At 70.6% G+C, this 21,143-nt stretch carries 21 protein-coding genes and 1 tRNA gene; 8 read left to right on the top strand and 14 right to left on the bottom strand.

Annotated elements, in window-relative coordinates; genetic code table 11:
• Positions 1-126 precede the first annotated feature (126 nt).
• From H7H31_RS16110 to H7H31_RS16090, 5 genes are all read right to left on the bottom strand, one after another.
• Positions 127-1,593, bottom strand: coding sequence for a peptidoglycan D,D-transpeptidase FtsI family protein (locus tag H7H31_RS16110; protein ID WP_187061303.1), 1,467 nt, complete (start codon positions 1,591-1,593; stop codon positions 127-129).
• Positions 1,590-3,005: an FtsW/RodA/SpoVE family cell cycle protein gene (locus H7H31_RS16105; RefSeq protein WP_187061302.1), complete on the bottom strand. Its 1,416-nt coding sequence runs from the start codon at positions 3,003-3,005 to the stop codon at positions 1,590-1,592. The genes H7H31_RS16110 and H7H31_RS16105 overlap by 4 nt, the downstream gene beginning before the upstream one ends.
• A gap of 21 nt (positions 3,006-3,026) precedes the next feature.
• Positions 3,027-4,565, bottom strand: coding sequence for a Stp1/IreP family PP2C-type Ser/Thr phosphatase (locus tag H7H31_RS16100; protein WP_187061305.1), 1,539 nt, complete (start codon positions 4,563-4,565; stop codon positions 3,027-3,029).
• 66 nt (positions 4,566-4,631) lie between these two features.
• Positions 4,632-5,153, bottom strand: coding sequence for an FHA domain-containing protein FhaB/FipA (locus H7H31_RS16095; RefSeq protein ID WP_176162947.1), 522 nt, complete (start codon positions 5,151-5,153; stop codon positions 4,632-4,634).
• Positions 5,154-5,163: 10 nt separating this feature from the next.
• Entirely contained in the window at positions 5,164-6,042 is an 879-nt protein-coding gene (locus H7H31_RS16090) for an FhaA domain-containing protein (protein WP_187061301.1), read from the bottom strand.
• Between the two features lie 380 nt (positions 6,043-6,422).
• Between H7H31_RS16090 and H7H31_RS16085 the strand changes: the two genes are divergently transcribed.
• Positions 6,423-6,506 (top strand) — tRNA-Leu (locus H7H31_RS16085).
• 519 nt (positions 6,507-7,025) lie between these two features.
• On the opposite strand, the gene H7H31_RS16080 is transcribed toward H7H31_RS16085, so the two are convergent.
• Positions 7,026-7,670, bottom strand: a complete 645-nt coding sequence (locus tag H7H31_RS16080; protein WP_187060347.1) for an FMN-dependent NADH-azoreductase — start codon at positions 7,668-7,670, stop codon at positions 7,026-7,028.
• Between the two features lie 166 nt (positions 7,671-7,836).
• Here H7H31_RS16080 and H7H31_RS16075 point away from each other — a divergent pair, with 166 nt between their 5' ends.
• Positions 7,837-8,199 (top strand): winged helix-turn-helix transcriptional regulator, encoded by a 363-nt coding sequence (locus tag H7H31_RS16075; RefSeq protein ID WP_187060346.1) that lies wholly within the window; start codon positions 7,837-7,839, stop codon positions 8,197-8,199.
• Positions 8,200-8,520: 321 nt separating this feature from the next.
• On the opposite strand, the gene H7H31_RS16070 is transcribed toward H7H31_RS16075, so the two are convergent.
• The gene (locus H7H31_RS16070) at positions 8,521-8,913 is read right to left on the bottom strand and encodes a MarR family winged helix-turn-helix transcriptional regulator (protein ID WP_187060349.1); all 393 of its coding nucleotides are present in this window, start codon (positions 8,911-8,913) and stop codon (positions 8,521-8,523) included.
• Positions 8,914-9,353: 440 nt separating this feature from the next.
• On the opposite strand from H7H31_RS16070, the gene H7H31_RS16065 reads away from it, so the two are divergent.
• The 3 genes from H7H31_RS16065 (at position 9,354) to H7H31_RS16055 (ending at position 12,710) form a co-directional block, all read left to right on the top strand.
• Positions 9,354-10,850, top strand: a complete 1,497-nt coding sequence (locus H7H31_RS16065; protein ID WP_187060348.1) for a DUF2252 domain-containing protein — start codon at positions 9,354-9,356, stop codon at positions 10,848-10,850.
• A gap of 44 nt (positions 10,851-10,894) precedes the next feature.
• Entirely contained in the window at positions 10,895-11,740 is an 846-nt protein-coding gene (locus H7H31_RS16060; protein WP_187060345.1) for a hypothetical protein, read from the top strand.
• A 625-nt stretch (positions 11,741-12,365) separates the two neighbouring features.
• Positions 12,366-12,710 carry a rhodanese-like domain-containing protein gene (locus H7H31_RS16055; protein ID WP_187063030.1) on the top strand — a complete coding sequence of 115 codons (345 nt, stop codon included), beginning with the start codon at positions 12,366-12,368 and terminating at the stop codon, positions 12,708-12,710.
• A gap of 231 nt (positions 12,711-12,941) precedes the next feature.
• Here the strand turns inward: H7H31_RS16055 and H7H31_RS16050 are convergent, their stop codons facing one another.
• The 5 genes from H7H31_RS16050 to paaA are packed head-to-tail and all read right to left on the bottom strand — an operon-like array spanning position 12,942 to position 16,642.
• A complete protein-coding gene (locus tag H7H31_RS16050; RefSeq protein WP_187063029.1) occupies positions 12,942-14,111 on the bottom strand; it encodes a 2Fe-2S iron-sulfur cluster-binding protein in 1,170 nt (389 codons plus the stop codon).
• The gene (gene paaD, locus H7H31_RS16045) at positions 14,108-14,626 is read right to left on the bottom strand and encodes a 1,2-phenylacetyl-CoA epoxidase subunit PaaD (RefSeq protein WP_187063028.1); all 519 of its coding nucleotides are present in this window, start codon (positions 14,624-14,626) and stop codon (positions 14,108-14,110) included. The genes H7H31_RS16050 and paaD overlap by 4 nt, the downstream gene beginning before the upstream one ends.
• Positions 14,620-15,336: a 1,2-phenylacetyl-CoA epoxidase subunit PaaC gene (gene paaC, locus H7H31_RS16040; protein ID WP_187063027.1), complete on the bottom strand. Its 717-nt coding sequence runs from the start codon at positions 15,334-15,336 to the stop codon at positions 14,620-14,622. The genes paaD and paaC overlap by 7 nt, the downstream gene beginning before the upstream one ends.
• Positions 15,333-15,620, bottom strand: a complete 288-nt coding sequence (gene paaB, locus H7H31_RS16035; RefSeq protein WP_187063026.1) for a 1,2-phenylacetyl-CoA epoxidase subunit PaaB — start codon at positions 15,618-15,620, stop codon at positions 15,333-15,335. The genes paaC and paaB overlap by 4 nt, the downstream gene beginning before the upstream one ends.
• Positions 15,617-16,642, bottom strand: coding sequence for a 1,2-phenylacetyl-CoA epoxidase subunit PaaA (paaA, locus tag H7H31_RS16030; protein ID WP_187063025.1), 1,026 nt, complete (start codon positions 16,640-16,642; stop codon positions 15,617-15,619). The genes paaB and paaA overlap by 4 nt, the downstream gene beginning before the upstream one ends.
• A 685-nt stretch (positions 16,643-17,327) precedes the next feature.
• On the opposite strand from paaA, the gene H7H31_RS16025 reads away from it, so the two are divergent.
• The 3 genes from H7H31_RS16025 to H7H31_RS16010 are packed head-to-tail and all read left to right on the top strand — an operon-like array spanning position 17,328 to position 20,022.
• Positions 17,328-17,981, top strand: coding sequence for a DUF5819 family protein (locus H7H31_RS16025; protein WP_187063024.1), 654 nt, complete (start codon positions 17,328-17,330; stop codon positions 17,979-17,981).
• Between the two features lie 8 nt (positions 17,982-17,989).
• Entirely contained in the window at positions 17,990-19,330 is a 1,341-nt protein-coding gene (locus tag H7H31_RS33960; RefSeq protein ID WP_232110311.1) for an HTTM domain-containing protein, read from the top strand.
• Positions 19,327-20,022 (top strand): TrmH family RNA methyltransferase, encoded by a 696-nt coding sequence (locus tag H7H31_RS16010; RefSeq protein ID WP_187063023.1) that lies wholly within the window; start codon positions 19,327-19,329, stop codon positions 20,020-20,022. The genes H7H31_RS33960 and H7H31_RS16010 overlap by 4 nt, the downstream gene beginning before the upstream one ends.
• Positions 20,023-20,244: 222 nt before the next feature.
• Here the strand turns inward: H7H31_RS16010 and H7H31_RS16005 are convergent, their stop codons facing one another.
• Positions 20,245-20,565 carry a DMT family transporter gene (locus H7H31_RS16005; protein ID WP_187063022.1) on the bottom strand — a complete coding sequence of 107 codons (321 nt, stop codon included), beginning with the start codon at positions 20,563-20,565 and terminating at the stop codon, positions 20,245-20,247.
• Between the two features lie 20 nt (positions 20,566-20,585).
• A complete protein-coding gene (locus H7H31_RS16000; protein ID WP_187063021.1) occupies positions 20,586-20,990 on the bottom strand; it encodes a DMT family transporter in 405 nt (134 codons plus the stop codon).
• Positions 20,991-21,143 lie beyond the last annotated feature (153 nt).

The following is a 21,143-nucleotide window of genomic DNA, read 5'->3' as shown; positions in this document are numbered from 1 at the left end:
GGGCCCGGCGGTGTGCTGCTCGGCATACCGTACCCGCCGCGTATCACGGGTCCTGGCCACCACCGTGACCTGATATCCGACCGGTATCGCGCCGTGCGGAGATCTGGATCATCAGGGTGGCCTGGGTCACTTCTCGCTGTCGAGCACGGCCTTCATGACGGACTTGGCGATCGGCGCCGCCAGCCCGCCACCGGAGATGTCGCCGCGGGACGCCTGCGAGTCCTCGACCACCACCGCGACCGCCACCGGGGAACCGTCCTCGCCCTTGGCGTAGGAGATGAACCAGGCGTACGGCTTCTCGCTGTTGGCCACACCGCGCTGGGCGGTGCCGGTCTTGCCACCGACGGTGACGCCGGAGATGCGGGCGCTGGTTCCCGTGCCCTTCTCGACGACGTTCTCCATCATGTCCTGGAGCTTGTGCGCGGTCTCCGACGACATGGGCCGCGACATCTCGTCGGGCTCGGTCTGCTCGACCACGTTGAGGTTGGGCGCCCGCAGCTTGTCGACCATGTACGGCTTCATCATCTTGCCGTCGTTGGCGATCGCCGCGGTGACCATGGCCATCTGGAGCGGCGTCGCGCGGTTGCTGGCCTGGCCGATGCCGGCCATCGCGTTCTGCGGCCGGTTGTCCTCGGGGTAGACGCTCGCGGCGGTACGCACCGGGGTGTCGACGGTCTCGTTGAACCCGAACTTCTCGGCCTGCTCGATCATCTTCTCGTTGCCGAGGTCATCGCTGATCTTGCCGAAGACCGTGTTGCACGAGACCTGGAGGGCCAGCTTGAGGCTGGCGTCCTTGCAGGGGATGTTTCCCTCGTTCGGCAGCGGCTGGCCGGTGGTCAGCGGCAGCTTCCACGGCAGCGGCGAGTTGGTCTTCTCGTCGATGCTGTCGTACAGGCCGTTCTCCAGGGCGGCGGCGGCCGTGACGACCTTGAACGTGGAGCCGGGCGGGTACGTCTGGCGCAGCGCCCGGTTGAGCATCGGGACGTCCTTGTTGTTCTTCTCGTCCAGCCGCTTCCACTCCTCCTCGTCCTTCTTCGAGCCGCCCGCGATGGTGGACGGGTCGTAGCTCGGCGTGGAGGCCAGGGCGAGGATCTTGCCGGTGCGCGGGTCGAGCGCGGCGACGGCGCCCTTCTTGCTGCCGAGCCCCTGGAAGGCGGCCTTCTGGGCCTTGGCGTTCAGGGTGGTGATGACGTCGCCACCCTTCTTGCTCTTGCCCGTGATCATGTCGAGGGTGCGGTTGAAGAACAGCCGGTCGTCGTCGCCGGTCAGGATGCCGTCGTGCAGGTTCTCCAACTGCGTGGCGCCGTAGACCTGCGAGGCGTAGCCGGTGACCGGCGCCCACATCTCGCCGTCGGTGTACGTGCGCTTGTACTTGAAGTCGGTCCCGTTGGTCTCCTTGGAACCGGTGATGGCCTTGCCGTCCACGATGATGTTGCCGCGCGGCTGGCTGTAGCGGGCGATCTCCACGCGGCGGTTGTGCTTGTGGTCGGCCAGCTCGTCGGCCTGCACGAACTGGATCCAGTTGTCGCGCACCAGCAGGGCGAGGACCAGAAGCCCGCAGAAGATCGCGATCCGGCGCAGGGGCTTGTTCACGGTCGGACCACCTGGGTCATCTCGGCGTCGGGTGAGGGAGCGGGGGCGGGGGCCGGGCGGCGCGCGGTGTCACTGATCTTGATCAGGATGGCGATCAGCGCCCAGTTGGCGAGCACGGACGAGCCACCGTAGGCGAGGAACGGCATGGTCATACCGGTCAGCGGGATGAGCCCCATCACGCCGCCGGCGACGACGAAGACCTGGATGCCGAAGGCCGCGGAGAGGCCGATGGCCAGCAGCTTGCCGAACGGGTCACGGGCGGCCAGCGCCGTGCGCACGCCGCGCTCCACGATCAACCCGTACAGCAGCAGGATCGCCATCGTGCCGGCAAGTCCCAGCTCCTCGCCGACGGTGGCGAGGATGAAGTCGGAGTTGGCGGCGAAGCCGATCAGGTCGGAGTTGCCCTGCCCGAGCCCGGTGCCCATCACGCCGCCGGAGCCGAACGCCATCAGCGCCTGCGCGATCTGCTCGGTGCCCTGGCCGGTCTCGTAGACGGCGAACGGGTCGAGCCAGGCGTCGACGCGCTGCTGCACGTGCGGCTCGAAGGTGGCCACGCCGACGGCGCCGACGGCCGACATCAACAGGCCGAACACGATCCAGCTCGTGCGCTCGGTCGCCACGTACAGCATGACGACGAACATGCCGAAGAACAGCAGCGAGGTGCCGAGGTCGGTCTCGAAGACCAGGATCAGGATGCTCATCGCCCACACGACGAGGATCGGCCCCAGGTCACGCCCGCGCGGCAGGTAAAGGCCCATGAAGCGGCGGCTGGCCAGCGCCAGCGCGTCCCGCTTGACCATCAGGTAGCCGGCGAAGAAGACCGCGATCACGATCTTGGCGAACTCGGCCGGCTGGATCGAGAAGGAGCCGACGGTCACCCAGATGCGGGCACCGAACTTGGCCGGAAAGAAGACCGGCATCACCAGCAGGACCAGCGCGCCGGCCATCGAGATGTACGTGTAGCGCTGCAAGATGCGGTGGTCCTTGAGCAGCATCAGCACGCCGATGAAGAACGCCACGCCCATCGCCGAGTACATGAGCTGGTTGGGCGCCGACGCCTGGTAGGCGAAGCCCTGCGACGCGGCGGCCCGGGCCAGCCGCTCCGACTGGTCGAGACGCCAGATCAACACCAGGCCGAGCCCGTTGAGCAGCGTCGCCAACGGCAACAGCAACGGGTCGGCGTACGGCGCGAACTTGCGCACCACGATGTGCCCGATGCCGGCGAGCAGGCCGAGGCCCAGGCCGTAGCTGAGCATGCCCGACGGCATCTCGTCGCTGAGCGCGAGGCCCACGTTGGCGTACGCGAACACCGGGATGATCACCGCGAAGGCGAGCATCGCGAGCTCGGTGTTGCGACGGCTCGGCGGACCGGCCGTACTGATCGTGGTCGTGCTGGTGGTACTGCTGCTCATCGCTGGCGGCCCCCTACCGCTTCACTGCTGGGTGCCGCCGCACTCGTCGGCCAGTTCGCGCTCCGCCGGGGACAGCGAGGGCGTTGGCGTCGGGGTGGGGGACGGAGTGGTCGTGTCGGTACGGGGCTGCGCGCCTGGCTTGCCGGTCTGGTCGCCGGTCTGGCCCTCTCCCTTGCCGAGGTCCCGCTGCTGGTCCTCGGCCTTCTTGCGCTCTTCCTGAGCGCGCTTTTGCTGGTCGAGCTTCTGGCAGGTGCCGGCGAGCAGGCCCAGTTGCTTCGCCTTCTTCCGGGCCTGCCCCAGGTCGCTCATCGCGATGGTGTCCTCGACGCGACCGCGCTGGTCCACCGGCAGGTACCTGAGTTCGATGTCCGCGAAGTCCTGGTGGACCTTGTTGAGGCTGATCCACGCCAGGTCCTGGCTGATGCCCTGGTAGATGGCCACGTGGTCGCCGTTGGCGCCGACGTAGTACTGGTTCTGGGTCCAGCGGTAGCCGCCGTACAACCCGCCGCCGACCACCGCGAGCGCCAGCGCGATGTACGCCGAGCGCTTGATCCACTTGCTGCGACCGCCCTTGGTGAGCGCCTCGCCGCCGTCCGGGTAGCCGCCGAAAGCGCCGTCGCCCGCCCGGCCGATGGACGGCTCGCCGCTGCCGGGCGGGCCGAAGCCGCCCGCGTCCTCACCGCTCGCCTGCGGCGGCACGGGCTTCCTGCCCAGTTCGGCGGCGCGACCCGCGGGGGTCTGCGCGGCGCCGCCGTCACCGAGCTGGATCTGGTTCTCGGCCACCGCGCCGACGATCACCGGGGTGTCGTTGAGCTGCGCGGTCATCGCGTCGCCGCCGTCCACGTCCAGGACGTCCGCGACGATGCACGTGATGTTGTCCGGGCCGCCACCGCGCAGCGCGAGCTGAATCAGCTCCTGCACGGTCTCGTGCGGCCCCTGGTAGCTGGCCAGCGTCTCCTCGAGGGTCTGGTGACTGACCACGCCGGACAGCCCGTCCGAGCAGATCAGGTACCGGTCCCCGGCCCGCACCTCGCGGATCGACAGGTCGGGCTCGACGTGGTCACCACTGCCGAGGGCCCGCATCAGCAGCGACCGCTGCGGGTGCGTGGTGGCCTCCTCCTCGGTGATCCGCCCCTCGTCCACCAGCCGCTGCACCCAGGTGTGGTCCTGGGTGATCTGGGTCAGGGCGCCGTCGCGCAGCAGGTACGCGCGCGAGTCACCGACGTGGACGAGGCCGAGCCGCTGACCGGTCCACAGGAGCGCGGTAAGCGTGGTGCCCATGCCCTCGAGCTGCGGGTCCTCCTCGACCATGACGCGCAGTTGGTCGTTGGCCCGCTGCAGGGCGCTGCCCAGCGAGGTGAGGATGTCGGAACCGGGCACGTCGTCGTCGAGCTGGACGAGGGTGGAGATCACTTCCGAACTGGCGACCTCACCGGCCGCCTGCCCGCCCATGCCGTCGGCGATGGCCAGCAGCCTGGGGCCGGCGTAGCCGGAGTCCTCGTTGCCCTCCCGGATCATGCCCTTGTGCGATCCGGCGGCGAAACGCAGCGACAGACTCATGCGCACCTCGCCCGTCGGCTCCGGGTACATCCGCACGGTGCCCACCCTCCGGTCGTCATGTTCCTACTACTTCCGCAGCTCGATGACGGTTTTGCCGATGCGGATCGGCGCACCGAGCGGAATCGGCGTCGGCGTGGTGAGCCGGGTCCGGTCGAGATACGTACCGTTCGTGGACCCGAGATCCTCGACGATCCACTGCCCGTCACGGTCTGGATAGATCCTGGCATGCCTGCTGGAGGCGTAGTCGTCGTCCAGCACAATCGTCGAGTCGTGGGCCCGACCGAGCGAGATCGTCTGGCCCTGGAGGGCGACGGTGGTACCGGTGAGGGTGCCCTCGGACACCACCAGCTTGGTGGGGGCGCCGCGCCGCTGCCGACCGCCCCCCCGGCCGCCGGACTGCTGTTGCTGCCGCTGCTGCGGTGGGCTCGCCTGCTGCCGCTGCGCCCGGTCGCTGCCGCGCCGCGACCCGCGCTGGGTCACCCGCGTACCGAACAGATCGCTGCGGATGACCTGTACGGCCACGATGACGAACAGCCACAGTACGGCGAGGAAACCCAACCGCATGACCGTGAGGGTCAGCTCTGACATTGCCCCCGCTTCACCCTTCGGCTTGCCGATAAACGATGGTGGTGCTGCCCACGACGACGCGGGAGCCGTCGCGGAGCGTAGCGCGCGTGGTGTGCTGTCCGTCTACCACGATGCCGTTGGTCGATCCCAGATCCTGGACCGTCGAGGGCGTTCCGACCCGGATCTCGCAATGCCGGCGCGAGACGCCCGGATCGTCGATCCGCACGTCGGCGTCCGTGCTCCGACCCAGCACCAGAGTGGGCCGGGAAATCTGATGGCGGGTGCCGTTGATCTCGATCCACCGCCGCGTCTGCGCTCCCGGGTGCGGACCCGCGCCGGGCTGACCCGCCCGCGGCGCGGGACGCGCCCCGGGCGGCGGGGCACTGGGCATCGGCGGCGGACCACCGGGCGCGTTCCCCCCACGGGGCGGTACCGCCCGCAGTCCGGGGCCCTGGCCGCCCTGCCCGGGCGGCGGCCCCTGCGGGGCGCCGTGCGGCGGCCCCGCGGCCGGACCAGGCTGCGGGCTCTGACTCTGACTCGCGGCGAGTGTGCGGCTGCGCACCCGGTACAGACCGGTGTCGAGGTCGTCGGCCTTCTCCAGGTGCACCTTGATGGTGCCCATGAAGGTGTAGCGCTGCTGCTGGGCGTAGTCGCGGACCATGCCGGACAACTCGTCACCGAGCTGTCCCGAGTACGGGCTGAGCCGCTCGAAGTCCGGCGCGCTCAGCTCGACGATGAAGTCATTGGGGACGACGGTGCGGTCGCGGTTCCAGATGGTGGCGTTGTTGTCGCACTCACGCTGGAGCGCCCCCGCGATCTCGACCGGCTGGACTTCGGACTTGAACACCTTGGCGAAGGTGCCGTTCACGAGACCTTCGAGACGCTGCTCGAAGCGCTTCAGTACTCCCACGGGGCACCTCCTTCCTTAGTCTTCCTCGGTCGTGTCGTCTTGATACTGCTTACTGATCGTATCCACGCGTCGGGAAATCGGCTGGTTCCCCTTCCTGGCCCGGTGCGAGGAGTGTCACCCCTCACAGCGGAGTCTCCCCCTTCACCGGGATCGTAGATGTGCCCCAGAGCTAGTGTCCCGCAACTGAGCGGGTCCCCGGGTCGGCTGGGGGTCTGTTGGCCGATGGGGTGCGGATAACGGGTGTGAAGGCACCCCGGCCAGCGTGCTAATCTTCTCGATGTCGGAAGGCGCCCCCACCGAAAGCGGATGGCCCCCCACCGGTCGATTTCGATCGGAGAGGCACATCACTTAAGGTGAGCAAGTCTCACGACGACACCCATGCGCGGGTGGCGGAATAGGCAGACGCGCTGGATTCAGGTTCCAGTGCCCGAAAGGGCGTGGGGGTTCAACTCCCCCCTCGCGCACAGAGAAGAACCCCCGCTCCGGAGAAATCCGGAGCGGGGGTTCTTTCGTCGTGCCCGCGTTTCGGCGGGCGGGCGGCGTGTGGCGGGTGCGTGCGTGCGCACGCGTGGACGTGGGCAGGGCGGGGTGCTCGTCGTATGTCGGCGTGGCTGCGCGACCGCGTCCCTGCGTGCTTGTGTGCTTGAGCTTGCGTTTCTGCGGGTGCGGGTGCGGGTGCGGGTGCCTGCTGGTCCGCGTGTGGGGGCGGGTGCCCGCTGGTCCGCGTGTGGCTGGGCTTCTGCGGCCTCGGCGGGGGCGGGCCCTGCGTGCGCTTGGCGCTCGCCATCCGGTGGCGTGCGGGGCCGGGCCGGCGGTGGCGTGCGAGGAGGCTGCGCGGGTGGCGGCCGGGGCGCGTGGTGCGGGGGTGGCGGCGTGTGGGCGAATGCCCGTTGCCGCCACCTCCGCGCCGTGCTCCGGGTACGCGTCCGGGCCTGACCCCGCGCGGGGTCAGGCCCGGTGGGGTCAGGCCCGGCGGGGGAGGCTCAGAAGCGTGCGGCCAAGGCCTTGGCCTTGGTGGTGGCGTCCTCGTGGGCCTTGGCGCGCGAGGCGTCGGACAGCTCGACGAGGTCCGCCATGGCCGGCGTGGTGCGGGCGAGGGTCAGCTCGGGAACGATGAAGTCCACGTCGAGGCCGAGCATGCCGTTCAGGGCCTTCTCCAGATAGTTCTGGACGAACTCGAAGGATTCCCTCGGAGTGCCGGGCGCGTACGAGCCGCCACGGCTGGCCACCACGGTGACGGGGGTGCCCGCCGCCGACGGGGCTTCGCCCGCCGTACGGCCCACGATGATCACCTGGTCGAGCCACGTCTTGAGGGTGGAGGGAATCGTGAAGTTGTACATCGGGGCGCCGATGAGCACCGCGTCCGCCCGCTCCAGCTCCTCGGCGAGCTCGACGCGCAGGGCGAAGGCGGCCCGCTGCTCGGGGGTGTGCTCGGCGGGGTCGGAGAAGCCGGCGGTCGCGGATATCTCGTCGATGTGGGGCAGCGGGTCGGCGGCCAGGTCCCGGTAGATGACCGTGCCGTTCGGGTGCTGCTCCTCCCATGTCTTGCGGAAGGACGCCGTCACGGCGCGCGAGGCGGAGGCGTCCAGCGAGTAGAGCGACGAGTCGAGGTGCAGCAGGGTGGGCATGGCGTGCCTCCGGAATTCGTACGTCTCGGGCGTGACAAGGGGTGAGGTGGCCGGCGCTGCCGACGTCGCACGGCGCTGCCTGTGGCTGAACTTCCGTGCGTACCTATTGATAACACAGCAGCTTACTTTTTTATAGCTGCGAAGGGTTGGGCGGTACCCTGAGGTCATGACGGACGCGACCGAACACAGCTGCAAGCAGGCCGATGCCGGCGTGACGCGCGTCTTCGGGCTGTTCGGTAAGCGCTGGACCGGCCTGATCGTGGCCACGTTGACGAACGGCGGGGGCAACTTCGCCGAGTTGCGCCGGGCCATCCCCGGGATCAGCGAGCGCATGCTCTCCGACCGGCTCTCCGAGCTGGCCGCCGTCGGCCTGGTCTCCCGCGAGGTGGACCCCGGCCCGCCGCTGCGGGTCTTCTACCGCCTCACCGAGGGCGGCGAGGCCATGGAACCCGCCCTCAAGGCCCTCGGCGCCTGGGCCGAGACGTACCTGCCGGACGGCGGCCAGTGCCCTGATCGCTTCCGCACGTGAAGCGTGGTTCGTACGTGAAGTGTGGTGCGTACGTGGAGTGTGATGTGTGCGTGAGTGTGGTGCGCGCGTGAAGTGTGGTGCGCACGTGAGCGTGGTGCGGGCGTGAGACGACGCGCCGGCGTGGCGCGGGCGCGCGTTTCGTGCGGACGTGGGCGGGTGTGCGGCGGGAGGCGAGCGGGCGTGGGCGGCGGGTCGCGTACGCGCGTGGACGGGGCAGCCAGACGCGGGCGACGTGCTAGGGGCGTATGTGGGCGTGCGCGGGCTTCGGGTCTGATGGGAGTGGGTTGCGGTGCTGTTCGGCTGGTGGGGCGGGGGGCTGGCTCAGCCGAGGGGGTCGCTCGTCGCGTTGTAGCGGCGCAGGTACGTCGCGAACTGTTCGAGGTCGGCGACGTCCCAGTCCGCGAGGCGGCGGCGCATGAGGGCCCGGCGGCTGGCCGTCACGCCACGGAGGACCTCGGTACCGGACGCGGTGAGGTGCAGGACCTGCACCCGGTGGTCGGCGGGGTCCGTGCGGCGCTCGACGTATCCGAGCCGCTCCAGGGCGGAGATCTGGCGGCTGACGGTGGACTTGTCCAGGAGGTAGTGGGCCGCGAGATCGGTGGCGCGGCAGCCGTCCGAGTCCTCCAGGTGCGCGAGCAGGGTGAAGGAGACCAACGACAGCTCGGGGTGAATGCGGGCGGCCACGGCGCGGGCTCGCCGGGCGAAGGTGGTCATCTCGCGCCGAATGGTCTCCACGGAGGCGTCTCGGTCCACCACGCTGCTCCTCGTCCTCCCGGTTGCGGTTTCCTTGCGACAAGGCACTGTCCACAGTAGGGCGTACTGCCCGGCGCGACGTTCCCGCTGGTCAGGGCGACCCTCTGGTGTTGGCGGCCACTCGAACGTGGCCTTGCCGAGCGCGACCTCACGAGGTTATCCACAGGCCGCCGCCGACCTCCCGCCGTGTAGGTACCGTTCCCTCACACGCACCGAACCGGGTGCGCGACGGGGTTGGGGAGGTCGAAGCGGTGGCTGCCGAGAGCGGTTCTGACGCGGTCGTGACGGACGCGGGCGTGTCTGACGTGGACGTGCCTGACGCGGGCGTGCCTGGGGTGGTTCCGTCTGGCGTGGTGGTGGCCGACGCGGTCTCGCCTCATGTGCCTGATGCGTCTGGGGTGATGGTGTCCGGGGCGGCGGACGGTGGCGGGGCGCCGGGCGGGCTGCCGGGTGACACAGGGCCGGCGGGCGCGGAGCGCGTGGCGTACGGGGAGCGGGTGCCGCACGTGCCGGGCTTCGCCCGGCGCGACGGGACCGGCCTCGGCAAGCGCGAGGGGAAGGCGCTGCGGGAGCGGATGCCGCGCCACGCGCACGCCCGCTTCGAGCCCGATGGCCAGCGCCCCGACGCCGTCACCGCCGTCCGCGAGTCCAACGCCGGGCGGCTGGCCGAACTGGTCCCCATCCGCGTCGGCCGCATGGCGGCCTCCCCGTTCGCCTTCCTGCGCGGCACGGCCGGCCTGATGGCCCACGACCTGGCCTGCGGGCCCACGACGGGCATCGGGGCGCAGTTGTGCGGGGACGCGCACGCGGCCAACTTCGGCCTGTACGGGGACGCCCGCGGGCGGCTGGTCATGGACCTCAACGACTTCGACGAGACCGTGTACGGGCCCTGGGAGTGGGACCTCAAGCGACTCGCGGCCTCGCTGGTGCTCGCGGGGCGCGAGGCCGGCGCGGACGAGGACGTGTGCCGCGCGGCGGCCCGGGACGCGGCGGGCGCCTACCGCCGCACCATGCGACTGCTGGCCAAACTGCCGACCGCCGAGGCGTGGAACGCCATAGCCGACGAGGAACTCGTCTCCCACACGGACGCGAAGGATCTGCTCGGCACGTTGGAACGGGTCTCGGAGAAGGCCCGGCGCAACACCAGCGCGCGCTTCGCGGCCCGCTCGACCGAGGCCACGCCCGACGGCGGACGACGCTTCGTGGACGCCCCGCCGGTCCTGCGCCGGGTGCCCGACGAGGAGGCCGCGGCAGTGACCCTGGCGCTCGGGGACTACCTGCGCACCCTGCCGGAGGACCGGCTGCCGCTGCTGGCCCGGTACGCGGTGCACGACGTGGCCTTCCGCGTGGTCGGCACCGGCAGCGTCGGCACTCGCTCGTACGTGGTGCTGCTGCTCGACCACCGGGGCGAGCCGCTGGTGCTCCAGGTGAAGGAGGCCAGGCCCTCCGCGCTACTCCCCCATGTGAGCAAGATCTCCTTGGACTCGCGCTGGAGCGCGGCGTCCGCGCCCGCGACCGAGCAGCACGAGGGCAGGCGCGTGGTGCTCGGGCAGAAGCGGATACAGGTGGTCAGCGACCAGTTGCTGGGCTGGACGACGGTGGCCGGACGGCCGTACCAGGTGCGGCAGTTCCGCAACCGCAAGGGAAGCGTGGACCCAGCGGCCCTGGCCGTGGACCAGATCGACGACTACGCCCGGATGACGGGCGCGCTGCTGGCGCGGGCCCACTCACACAGCGCGGACCCGCGCGTCATCGGTGGCTACTGCGGCAAGGGAGAGAAGTTGGACGAGGCGATGGCGGAGTTCGCGACGGCCTACGCGGACCGCACCGAGGCCGACCACGCGCACCTGGTCACCGCCGTGCGGGCCGGGCGAATAGCGGCCGAACTCGGCGTGTGAACCGGACGCGGCGGGGCTGGCGAGGCGGCCCGTAGGCTGGCTGCGTGACGAACCCCGAAGCGCAGACGAACGAGGAAGCGCGCCAGCAGCAGGCAGACTCCGCGCCGGGGGCCCCGCCACGCCCCGAGGAACGGCTAGAGCGCGCGGTGCGGGCCGCCGAGCAGGCGTTGATCGAGTTCGAAATCGCGTTGGAGACCTTCCGGGTCGAGGTGGAGAACTTCTCCCGGCTGCACCACCAGCGTCTGGGCCCCATGTACACGCGGCTGGACGAACTCGACGCCCTGATCGCGGAAGCGATCGCGGCGCGGTCGGGCGACGAGGAAGACCTGCGCCGGGCGCGGGAGGCACGTTCGCTGGTGCTGCCCATGCCGCAGGTGGAGGAGCTGTTCCAGGGCTGGATGGACTCCGACGGGATCTCGCCCGAGGCCCAGTCGATGCTCACCGAACGCTCGGTCAAGCCCCCGCCCCGGGTCCGGCCCAGTGACGAGGCCCGCCGCGTCTTCCGCGACCTGGTCCGCAAGGCCCACCCCGACCTGGCCCGCGAGGACGCCGAACGAGAGCGCCGGGAGGCGTTCCTCGTCCGGGTCAACGCCGCCTACGCGGACGGAAACACCGAGGAGCTACTCGAACTCGCCGCGGAGTGGGAGGCCGGCCCGCCCCCCGAGCCGCAGTGGCCCAGCCGCAGCGAGGAGCTCTACGCGCGGCTGGAGTGGCTCGCCGCACGGAAGGAACTGCTGGCGACCATGGCGGAGGAGCTGGAGTCCAGCGCCATCGGCGCCATGATCAAGATGGCCCAGGACGACCCGGACGGCCTGCTCGAAGAGATCGCCGAGCAACTGCTCGCCCAGGTCGCCGAGCGCGAGGCCCAGCTCGCGGAACTGCTCGGCTAGCAGGCGACCGGAGTCGGGGCGAACGCGTCGGGTGGGCGGTCGGTCGGGCGGGCGCGCGTGCGTGAGGCGGGCTGCTGGTCGGGCGTGCCGGGCTGGGCGGAGGGGGGCGCGCGCGGCGGGGCCGGGGCGGTGGGGTGTGCTTTGGGCGGGTGCGGGTGCGGGTGCGGGTGCGGGAGCGGGAGCGGGTGGGGCTGGGGGCGGAGGAGGGGGAGGGGAGGGAGGGGGGTGGGGGAGCCCCCCCGGAGTCCGTAAGAAGACCGTAGCCCGGACCTCGTGAGCTGGCCCCACCCCCCCCCGCCGCCCCAGGCCCGTCGGTTACCCACGTGCCCGCGCTCATCATGAGCCTCAAGCCCGATCGAACCGCCACGCCCCCCGAATCACCCTCGCAAGCCCCAGGGCCGCCCCCAGCCCACCGGCAGCTCACCGGCCCGACGCCAGGCACGAGGCCGTTGGTCTCGTGCCTGGCGTCGGGCTTGGGCGCTCGTCGGTTGCGGGCCGCGGTGGGCGGAGGCTGGGCGAGGGACAGGCGGTTCCTGGTCGGTTTGGGGTGTCGCGGGCCTGCAAGATTGAGTGGGGGAAGACCGGATGAGTTCCGAAGAAGACCGAGCGAAGAAGAGGTGCCTTGATGGCGTTTGCCCAGCTGCCCGAGGTGGAGGCCGCGGCGGTACCGGCTGACGGTTTCCTGCTGGATGTCCGTGAGAACGACGAGTGGGCGGCGGGGCACGTCGAGGGAGCGCTGCACGTGCCCATGAGCGAGATCGTGGCCCGGTTCGGTGAACTGACCGAGGTGGTCGCCGATGGTCGCAGGGTGCACGTCGTGTGTCGTGTGGGCGGACGGTCCGCGCAGGTGGCGCAGTACCTGATGGCGCAGGGCCTGGACGCGGTCAACGTCGGCGGCGGCATGCTGGCCTGGCATGCGGCGGGGCGCCCGATGGTGAGCGAGGGCGGGCAGCCCGCGTCGGTGCTGTAACGCCTGAACCAGCCCACGACGGACGGCCGGGCGTTGCCGCCCGGCCGTCGTGGTGGTCACCGTCGCTACGGTCTCGGTGCTGCTACGGCCTTGGCTCCGGGGCCGCCGCGGGCGGCCGGAAGACTGCCGTATCGCCGGGCCGCCGGGCCCTACCGGTGGGCCGCACCGACGGGCTCCTCCCACCAGGGCCCCTACCGCCAGGCTCCTACCGACGGAACTGACATCGGCTGCTCAGCGGTCGAAGTCGAGTTCCACCTGTTCGCTGACCGGGTGCGACTGGCAGGCCAGCACGTACCCCGCGTCCAGCTCCTCCGCTTCGAGCGCGAAGTTACGGTCCATGTGGACCTCGCCGGAGACCAGGAAGGCCCGGCAGGTGCCGCAGACGCCGCCCTTGCACGCATACGGCGCGTCGGCCCGGTTGCGCAGCACCGTCTCCAGCAGGGATTCCGTCCCGCCTGCGGGCCAAGTGCCCGACCTGCCGTCCAGGGTGGCGGTCACCGTGCTGTGAGCGGGAGCGACGCTGCTGGTGGTGGGGAGCGAGTCGTCTGCCACGTGGAAGATTTCCTGGTGCACCCGAGCACGCGGAACGCCCAGCTCGCTGAGGGCGGCGTCGGCGGCCCGTACGAGCCCGTACGGCCCGCACAGGAACCAACCGTCCACGTCGGCCACCGGTACCAGCGCGGGGAGGAGGTCGGTCAGCCGCTCGCGGTCGAGGCGGCCCGACGGCAGGCCGACCTGTTGCTCCTCGCGCGAGAGGGCGTGCACGAGCTGGAGGCGGTCCGGATAGCGGTCCTTGAGGTCGGCGACCTCTTCCAGGAACATCGTGGAGGCGGCCGAACGGTCGCTGCGTATCAGGCAGAAGCGGGCGGTGGGGCGGCGAGCCAGCAGGGTCGCGACGATGGACAGCACGGGAGTGATGCCGCTACCGCCGACGATGGCCGCGTAGTGCCCGCCATCGGTCACGCGGTCCGATGTCCGTTGCGCGCCGTCCTGGTCTTCCACGGCGTCCGTGTCTGGTGAGTCTTCCGCGCTCTCCGTTTGGGGCGCGGGGCCGACGTCGAGGACGAATCGGCCGGCTGGCGCCATCACCTCCACCTCGTCACCGGCGACGAGTTCCTTGAGCGCGTACGTGGAGAACTCGCCGCCCTCGACGAGTCGCACGCCCACCCGCAGGCTCGTGGGGCCGTCCGCGTCGAGTGCCGGGGAGCAGATTGAGTAGGTGCGGCGTATCTCGGTGTTGCCGGTGAAGCGGCGCAGCGTGATGTGCTGCCCGGGGGTGTAACGGTAGAGGCTTCGCAGGTCGGGAGGGACGGCGAAGGTGATCGCTACGGCGTCGTCGGTGAGCCGTTCGGTGGCCGTCACACGCAGCCGGTGGAAGGCGCTGTGGCGGGCCCCGCTCATGACAGCTCCTTGAAGTGGTCGAAGGGTTCGAGGCAGGACTCGCAGCGACGCAGTGCCTTGCAGGCGGTGGAGGAGAACCGGCTGAGCAGGCTGGTGCGCGTCGAGCCGCAGTGTGGGCAGCGGATGGCCAGGTCCACCGCCACCGGCCCGCTGGTGGCCGGCCCGGTGGTGCGCGGCGGGGCTATGCCGAACTCCTTGAGCTTGCGTCGCCCGTCGGCGCTGATGGCGTCGGTGGTCCAGGGCGGCGAGAGGACCGTGCGGACGGTGACCTCGGGCACACCGTGCTGGTGCAGAACCTGCTCGATGTCGGCGGACATGGTCTCGATCGCCGGGCAGCCGGTGTACGTGGGCGTCAGCTCCACCTCGACGCGCCCCGGCCCGGTCACCCGCAGCCCGCGCAGCACGCCCAGCTCGGCAAGGCTGAGCACGGGCAGCTCGGGGTCGGGGACGGAACCGGCGACTTCGCGCAGTTCCCGCTCCAGTGGCGTCTCGTCCACGGGGCTGGTGGTCACCATGTCGCCCCCGGGTGACTGCGGTGCAGGTGCTGCATCTCGGCCAGCATGCGGCCGAAGGGCTCGGTGTGCACGCCCTGTCGCCCACCGCCGGCGGCCCACGCGCCGCTCTGCGGTCCGTTGGGCAGCGTGAGCGTGGCCTGTCGGAGCACGGTGGTGATGCGGTCCGTCCAACGCGCCCGCAGCGTCGCCCAGTCCACCGCGAGGCCCTCTATCGGCTCGAACGCCTCGCCGGTGTACCGCCACAGGGCGTCCAGGGCCTGCTGCATCCGCTGGTGGCTTTCGGCTGTTCCGTCACCGAGGCGCAGCGTCCAGTGCTCCGCGTGGTCGCGGTGGTAGTCGACTTCCTTGACCGCTTTGGACGCGAGTTCGGCGATGGCGGTGTCGCCCTGCGCCAACTCCTCGTACAGCAGTCGCTGGTAGCTGGAGAAGTAGAGCTGGCGGGCGATGGTGTGGGCGAAGTCGCCGCGCGGCTGCTCGACCAACTGGAGGTTGCGGAAGGCGCGTTCCTCACGCAGGTAGGCGAGTTCGTCCTCGTCGCCGACCAAGGAGAGCAGGACGCGCGCCTGCCCGAGGAGGTCGAGGGCGATGTTGGCGAGGGCCAGTTCCTCTTCGAGGACGGGGGCGTGCCCGGCCCACTCCCCCAGTCGGTGCGAGAGGACCAGGGCGTCGTCCCCCAGGGCCAGCGCCGCGCTCGCGGGTGCGGGGTTCATAGGTGCCGTACTCCCTCGGGGATCTCGTAGAACGTCGGGTGGCGGTACGGCTTGTCGGCCGCGGGCTCGAAGTACGAGTCCTTCTCGTCCGGCGACGAGGCGGTGATCTCGGCGGAGGGCACGACCCACACGGAGACACCTTCCGAGCGGCGGGTGTACAGGTCGCGGGCGTTACGCAGGGCCATGGCGGCGTCCGGCGCGTGCAGGCTGCCGGCGTGTGTGTGGCTCAGGCCGCGCCTGCTGCGCACGAATACCTCCCACAGGGGCCAGTCCGCCGAGCTCATGCGATGTCCTCTTCCTGTGTGTCGCCCTGCTGTTGGTCTTGTGGGGCGCGGTAGCCGTGCCTGCTGCGCTCGGCTTGCTTGGCCGCGTAGGCGGTGGCGGCCTCGCGCACCCAGGCGCCTTCCTCGTGCGCCGTGCGGCGTTGGTTGATGCGCTGTTCGTTGCACGGTCCGTTGCCGCGCAGCACTTCGCGGAACTCGTCCCAGTCGATGGGGCCGAAGGCGTAGTGTCCGCGTTCCTCGTCCCAGGTCAGGTCCGGGTCGGGGAGGGTGAGCCCGAGGGATTCGGCCTGCGGGACGCAGATGTCGACGAAGCGCTGTCGTAGCTCGTCGTTGGAGTGCCGCTTGATCCGCCAGGCCATGGACTGGGCGGAGTGCGCCGACTCGTCGTCCGGGGGGCCGAACATCATGAGGGAGGGCCACCACCAGCGGTTGACGGCGTCCTGGGCCATGGCGTGCTGGGCCTCGGTGCCCTTGCTGAGGGCGAGGAGTAGTTCGTACCCCTGGCGCTGGTGGAACGACTCCTCCTTGCAGATGCGGACCATGGCGCGGGCGTAGGGGCCGTAGGAGCAGCGGCAGAGCGGGACCTGGTTGGTGATGGCGGCGCCGTCGACGAGCCAGCCGATGGCGCCGACGTCGGCCCAGGTCAGCGTGGGGTAGTTGAAGATCGAGGAGTACTTCTGGCGGCCGGCGTGGAGCCGGTCGAGGAGTTCGTCGCGGCTGGTGCCCAGGGTTTCGGCGGCGCTGTAGAGATAGAGGCCGTGGCCCGCTTCGTCCTGCACCTTGGCCATCAGGATGGCTTTGCGGCGCAGCGAGGGGGCGCGGGTGATCCAGTTCGCCTCGGGCTGCATGCCGATGATCTCTGAGTGCGCGTGTTGAGCTATCTGCCGCACCAGCGAGGCGCGGTAGGCGTCTGGCATCCAGTCGCGCGGCTCGATGCGCTCCTCGGCGGCTACGGCCGCGTTGAACCGTGCCTCGTAAGCCGCGTCGTCCTGGGTGCCGGCGTCCGGCGCCATCGTCGTCATGTCACGCTCCTCGCCACCCGACCCGCAGGTCGTCGAGACCTCGTCGGTCGGTGCGTCCGTGGGCCGGGGATCGGGCCCGCTGTCAACCGACCGATCGTTCGGTTCAATGTTCTCCGGTGCCTCAATCGGTGTCAAGGCTGTGGATAACCGGGCTGTGGATAACTCGGAGGTGCTGTGCTGGATGAGGCACCGTAGGTACCGTCTGCGGGCGTACGTGGGAGCGGCGCCGCGCGCTGCCAGGATGGGAAACGGGGTGGGTATGCAACCGGACGAGCGAGCCGAACGGCCTGAGCAGGCCGGCGCGGGCGGCGAAGGGCCGGGTGCGTGCGGGGAAGAGGCGACGCCGGCACCGCGCGGGGCCGCCGCCGACGCCGAGGCCGATGCGGCGGGTGAGGCCGCTTCGAGTGCCCCTGATGCCCAGCCGGAGCCGGACGCGGAGGCCACGGTCGCGCCTCCCGGCACGGTCGCGCCTCCTGGCACGGTCGCGGCTTCTGGTGCGGGGCGACAGCCCGCTCCCGGACTCGCCACCGGACCCGACGCCGAACTGCGCGACGAACCCCGTCTCGTACCGCGTCCGCGTCCGCTGCCCGAGGCGCCCGCCGGCTTCCGTGCGCCCGAAGCCCGGACCGCCGGGGAAGGCGCGGCGCGGGGGCGTGTCTCGTTGCCGGGGCAGATCGTCATCGGGGTGGCGACAGCGGTCGCGGTGGTGGCCGTCGCCGTGCACCTGGCGATGTCGTTTCTGCACGTGGCGCCGTCGAACACGGTCAGCAGAGAACACAGCGAGGCGATCGGCGATTACATCTACCCGGAGTTGGAGCAGAACTGGAAGCTCTTCGCGCCCAATCCCCTCCAGCAGAACGTAGCCGTCTCGGCGCGCGCCGAGGTGCGTACGCCGGACGGTGGCACGGCCGTCACCTCGTGGACCAACCTGACGGCCCAGGACGGCGCGGCCATCCGGCACAACCCGCTGCCGAGCCACTCGCAGCAGAACCAACTGCGTCGGGCCTGGGAGTTCTACGCCGGCTCGCACGACACCAAGGAGCAGCCGATAGGCGTGCGCGGCCAGCTCTCCGAGCGGTACGTGCGCCGCATGGTGGCGCACCGGTTCGGGAGCGAGCACGAGGGCGGGACGGTGGAGCGCATACAGGTGCGGGCGGCCACCACACCTGTCGCCCCGCCCTCCTGGAGCGAGGAGAAGATCGATCTCAAGACGGTCTACCGCGTCCTCCCCTGGTGGACCGTCACCAGCGACGACCTGCCCGGGCGTAAGGCCGCGGACGGCACGGCGCTCAGCGAACGGCAGCCCCGGGGCGGCCAGACCAAGGAGAGCAACCGGTGAACCTCCGCATGCTGGGACGCCGGCTGGAGAGGGCCGCGGCTCGCGGTCAGGCCAAGATCACGGGAACGGTGCTGGGGCCGTACCAGAGCGCCATCGTCAGGATCGGCTTCTCCTTCACCTGGCTGCTGTTCCTGCTGCGCGAATGGCCCCACCGACAGGTGATGTACGGGCCGGACAGTCCGTGGGCGCCCGAGATGGCCCGCCAACTGATCGACGGGACCGGCGCGTTCACCGTGCTGATGTGGTCGGACGGCCGCGTGTGGTTCGAGGCCGTGTACGCGATGGCCATACTCTCCAGTGCGCTGTTGCTGCTGGGGTGGCGTACGCGCACCATGTCCGTGCTCTTCATGGTCGGCGTGCTCTCGCTGCAGAACCGCAACGTCTTCGTGGGGGACGGCGGCGACAACATCATCCACCTGATGGCGATCTATCTGGTGTTCACCCGATGCGGTCACGTGTGGTCGCTGGACGCCCGACGCGCGGCACGGGAGGCCCGGTACCCGGATGGCCAGCCGTCCCCCGCGCGTAGCGCCGGGAGTGACACCGCGGCGGCGTCGGGCGTGGCTGGCGCGTCAGCGGTGGCGCGCGTGCCCGGTCCGCGGGCGGCGGGCGAAGCGACGAGGGTGGCGGGGCGGCCCGATGCCTCTCCCGGCACGGGCCTGCTGGGGAGTGACGGCACCGGTGTCGTGCTGTGGACGCTGCTGGGCACCGTGCTCGCGGTCGTCACCGCGCTGGGCGAGCTGAGCAACGGCTGGTTGTTGATCTTCTGGGGGCTGTGGGCGATACACGCGCTGTGGTGGGCCGTCTGCCATTACGCGCCGGGCGAGCCGCGCACGGTCATGGACGCGCTGGGCAACCTCGCGCACAACGCCGCGCTCGTCGTGATCATGGGCCAGGTCTGCCTGATCTACGCGACCGCTGGCTGGTACAAGATCCAGGGCACTCGCTGGCAGGACGGCACCGCCGTGCACTACCCGCTCCACCTCGACTACTTCTCGCCCTGGCCCGGCCTGACCGACTCGCTGGGCAGCAGCGGGACGCTGGTCATGCTGCTCAGCTACGGGACGGTCTTCGTCCAGGTCGCCTTCCCCTTCGCCCTCCTCAACCGGCGTGCCAAGAACGTCCTGCTCGCGGTGATGATGATGGAGCACATCGGCATAGCCGTCGTGCTCGGGCTGCCGTTCCTCTCGCTGGCGATGATCGCCGCGGACGCGGTGTTCCTGCCGACCAACTTCCTGCGTTGGGTCGGCTCCACCCTGCGCCGGGCGCGGGGGCGACTGCCGCGGCGGGCGCCCGCCCCGCCCGGGCCGGACGTGCGAGCGCCAGCGGACCGTACCCTCGTGGGGTGACCAGCCAGACCGCGCCAAACGCCACGGACCAGCCCGTTCCCCCGACCGACGGGGACGAGCCGCTCCAGTACGACGAGGGCTTCCAGCCACAGGTCGGGGTCGGGCCGTACCCCGAGCCGTGGCCCGTCGGCGAGCAGTACGATCCGCGACTGCTCGCCGAGGGGGACCGTCGCAACGTCGTGGACGGATACCGCTACTGGACACACGACGCGATCGTCGCCGACCTGGACACGCGGCGGCACGACTTCCACGTCGCCGTGGAGAACTGGAGCCACGACTTCAACATCGGCTCCGTGGTGCGCACGGCCAACGCCTTCCTGGCCAAGGAGATCCACATCGTCGGCAACCGCCGCTGGAACCGGCGTGGGGCGATGGTGACCGATCGCTACCAGCACATACGGCACCACCCGGACACCGCCGACCTGACGGCATGGGCCGCGCGAGAGGAACTGCCGATCATCGGGATCGACAACCTGCCCGGCGCTGTGGCGCTGGAGCGCGTCGAGCTGCCGCGCCGCTGCGTGCTGCTGTTCGGGCAGGAGGGCCCCGGGCTCACCCGGGAGGCGCGGGAGCAGGCGAGCATGGTGTGCTCGATCGCGCAGTTCGGCTCCACGCGTTCCATCAACGCGGGCGCGGCGGCGGCCATCGCCATGCACTCGTGGGTACGGGTGCACGCCTCGATCACGGACTGACCGTACGGGCCGGCCCGTGGCGGTAGGCGAGCGCCCTCCCGCGCCCCTGCCTCGCGCCGGGCGCCTACCCCGAGGCCCCCTCGGCGGGCACTTCTCAGTGCACGCGGGGCCGCTGAACTGTACGCCGGGCCGCTGACCTGCGCGTCAGTCCGGCGTTCGGTGGTGCCGCTGTTTCTCTGCACGACTTTCTCTGCACAACCCGCCAGTGCTTCGCATGCGCGGTCAGGCTCCGGCGGTGAGCTTGAGGCCGACGATGCCTCCGATGATCGCCATGAAGGAGATCGCCTTCGGTGTGGTGATGCGCTCCTTGTACAGGATCGCGCCCAGGGTGACGGTGCCCAACGAGCCGAGGCCGGTCCAGATGGTGTAGCCGACGCTCACATCCAGCGTCTTGAGGGACAGGCTGAGGAAGTACACGCTGACGACGGTGGTGGTCACGGCGACGACGGAGGGCCACAGCCGGGTGAAGCCCTTGGAGGCGTTGGTGCTCAGCGCGAAGGCCACTTCGAAGACGGCGGCGACCAACAGGTAGATCCAGGCCATGAGAGTCGGCTCCTTGCCGTTCAGTGAGCGGCCGGCGCGCCGGCGGGACCCACGCCCTCGACCGGGCCGGGCGGGGTCGGGGGCTGCGGCCCGGCGCTGGGCGAGGTGGAGTCCCCGGTGAGCTTGAGGCCGATCACACCGCCGACGATGGCCAGGAAGGAGATCACCTTGCCGAGGCCGAGGCCCTCGTCGAAGATCACTGCGCCCAGGCTGAGGGCGCCGAGCGAGCCGAGGCCGGTCCAGATGGTGTAGCCGACACCCACGTCCAGCGTTCTCAGGGCCAGGCTCAGGAAGAACACGCCCCCCGTCGCGGCGGCGACGGTGAGCAGCGAGGGCCAGAGTCTGGTGAAGCCCTCGGTGGCGTTGGTGCTGAGAGCGAAGATCACTTCGAAGACGGCGGCGATGAGCAGGTGGATCCAGGACACGGTGGTGCTCCCTGGGCATGGGCGGGGTTGGTTCGGGGCGTTCGCTAGGGAACGAGCGCTGAACGCTCGGGTCGGCGAAGCGGGAGAGAGGGGGCGGGGGAGGGTAGCGCCAAAGAGGTAAGTTGCATGTACGTGCAAGTTCTTTCGGGAGTC

It is taken from the genome of Streptomyces buecherae (assembly GCF_014295035.1).
Classification (GTDB): domain Bacteria; phylum Actinomycetota; class Actinomycetes; order Streptomycetales; family Streptomycetaceae; genus Streptomyces; species Streptomyces youssoufiensis.
Note: the sequence above shows the minus strand (reverse complement) of the source record. Positions and strands in the feature narration are given on the sequence as shown.

Excerpts from the sequence above, each read along its gene's own strand:
- H7H31_RS16105 (WP_187061302.1), bottom strand. The coding sequence starts at position 3,005 with ATGAGCAGCAGTACCACCAGCACGACCACGATCAGTACGGCCGGTCCG.
- H7H31_RS16100 (WP_187061305.1), bottom strand. The coding sequence starts at position 4,565 with ATGAGTCTGTCGCTGCGTTTCGCCGCCGGATCGCACAAGGGCATGATC.
- H7H31_RS16095 (WP_176162947.1), bottom strand. The coding sequence starts at position 5,153 with ATGTCAGAGCTGACCCTCACGGTCATGCGGTTGGGTTTCCTCGCCGTA.
- H7H31_RS16080 (WP_187060347.1), bottom strand. The coding sequence starts at position 7,670 with ATGCCCACCCTGCTGCACCTCGACTCGTCGCTCTACTCGCTGGACGCC.
- H7H31_RS16075 (WP_187060346.1), top strand. The coding sequence starts at position 7,837 with ATGACGGACGCGACCGAACACAGCTGCAAGCAGGCCGATGCCGGCGTG.
- H7H31_RS16070 (WP_187060349.1), bottom strand. The coding sequence starts at position 8,913 with ATGACCACCTTCGCCCGGCGAGCCCGCGCCGTGGCCGCCCGCATTCAC.
- H7H31_RS16065 (WP_187060348.1), top strand. The coding sequence starts at position 9,354 with ATGGTGTCCGGGGCGGCGGACGGTGGCGGGGCGCCGGGCGGGCTGCCG.
- H7H31_RS16055 (WP_187063030.1), top strand. The coding sequence starts at position 12,366 with ATGGCGTTTGCCCAGCTGCCCGAGGTGGAGGCCGCGGCGGTACCGGCT.
- H7H31_RS16050 (WP_187063029.1), bottom strand. The coding sequence starts at position 14,111 with ATGAGCGGGGCCCGCCACAGCGCCTTCCACCGGCTGCGTGTGACGGCC.
- paaD (WP_187063028.1), bottom strand. The coding sequence starts at position 14,626 with ATGGTGACCACCAGCCCCGTGGACGAGACGCCACTGGAGCGGGAACTG.
- paaC (WP_187063027.1), bottom strand. The coding sequence starts at position 15,336 with ATGAACCCCGCACCCGCGAGCGCGGCGCTGGCCCTGGGGGACGACGCC.
- paaB (WP_187063026.1), bottom strand. The coding sequence starts at position 15,620 with ATGAGCTCGGCGGACTGGCCCCTGTGGGAGGTATTCGTGCGCAGCAGG.
- paaA (WP_187063025.1), bottom strand. The coding sequence starts at position 16,642 with ATGACGACGATGGCGCCGGACGCCGGCACCCAGGACGACGCGGCTTAC.
- H7H31_RS33960 (WP_232110311.1), top strand. The coding sequence starts at position 17,990 with ATGCTGGGACGCCGGCTGGAGAGGGCCGCGGCTCGCGGTCAGGCCAAG.
- H7H31_RS16005 (WP_187063022.1), bottom strand. The coding sequence starts at position 20,565 with ATGGCCTGGATCTACCTGTTGGTCGCCGCCGTCTTCGAAGTGGCCTTC.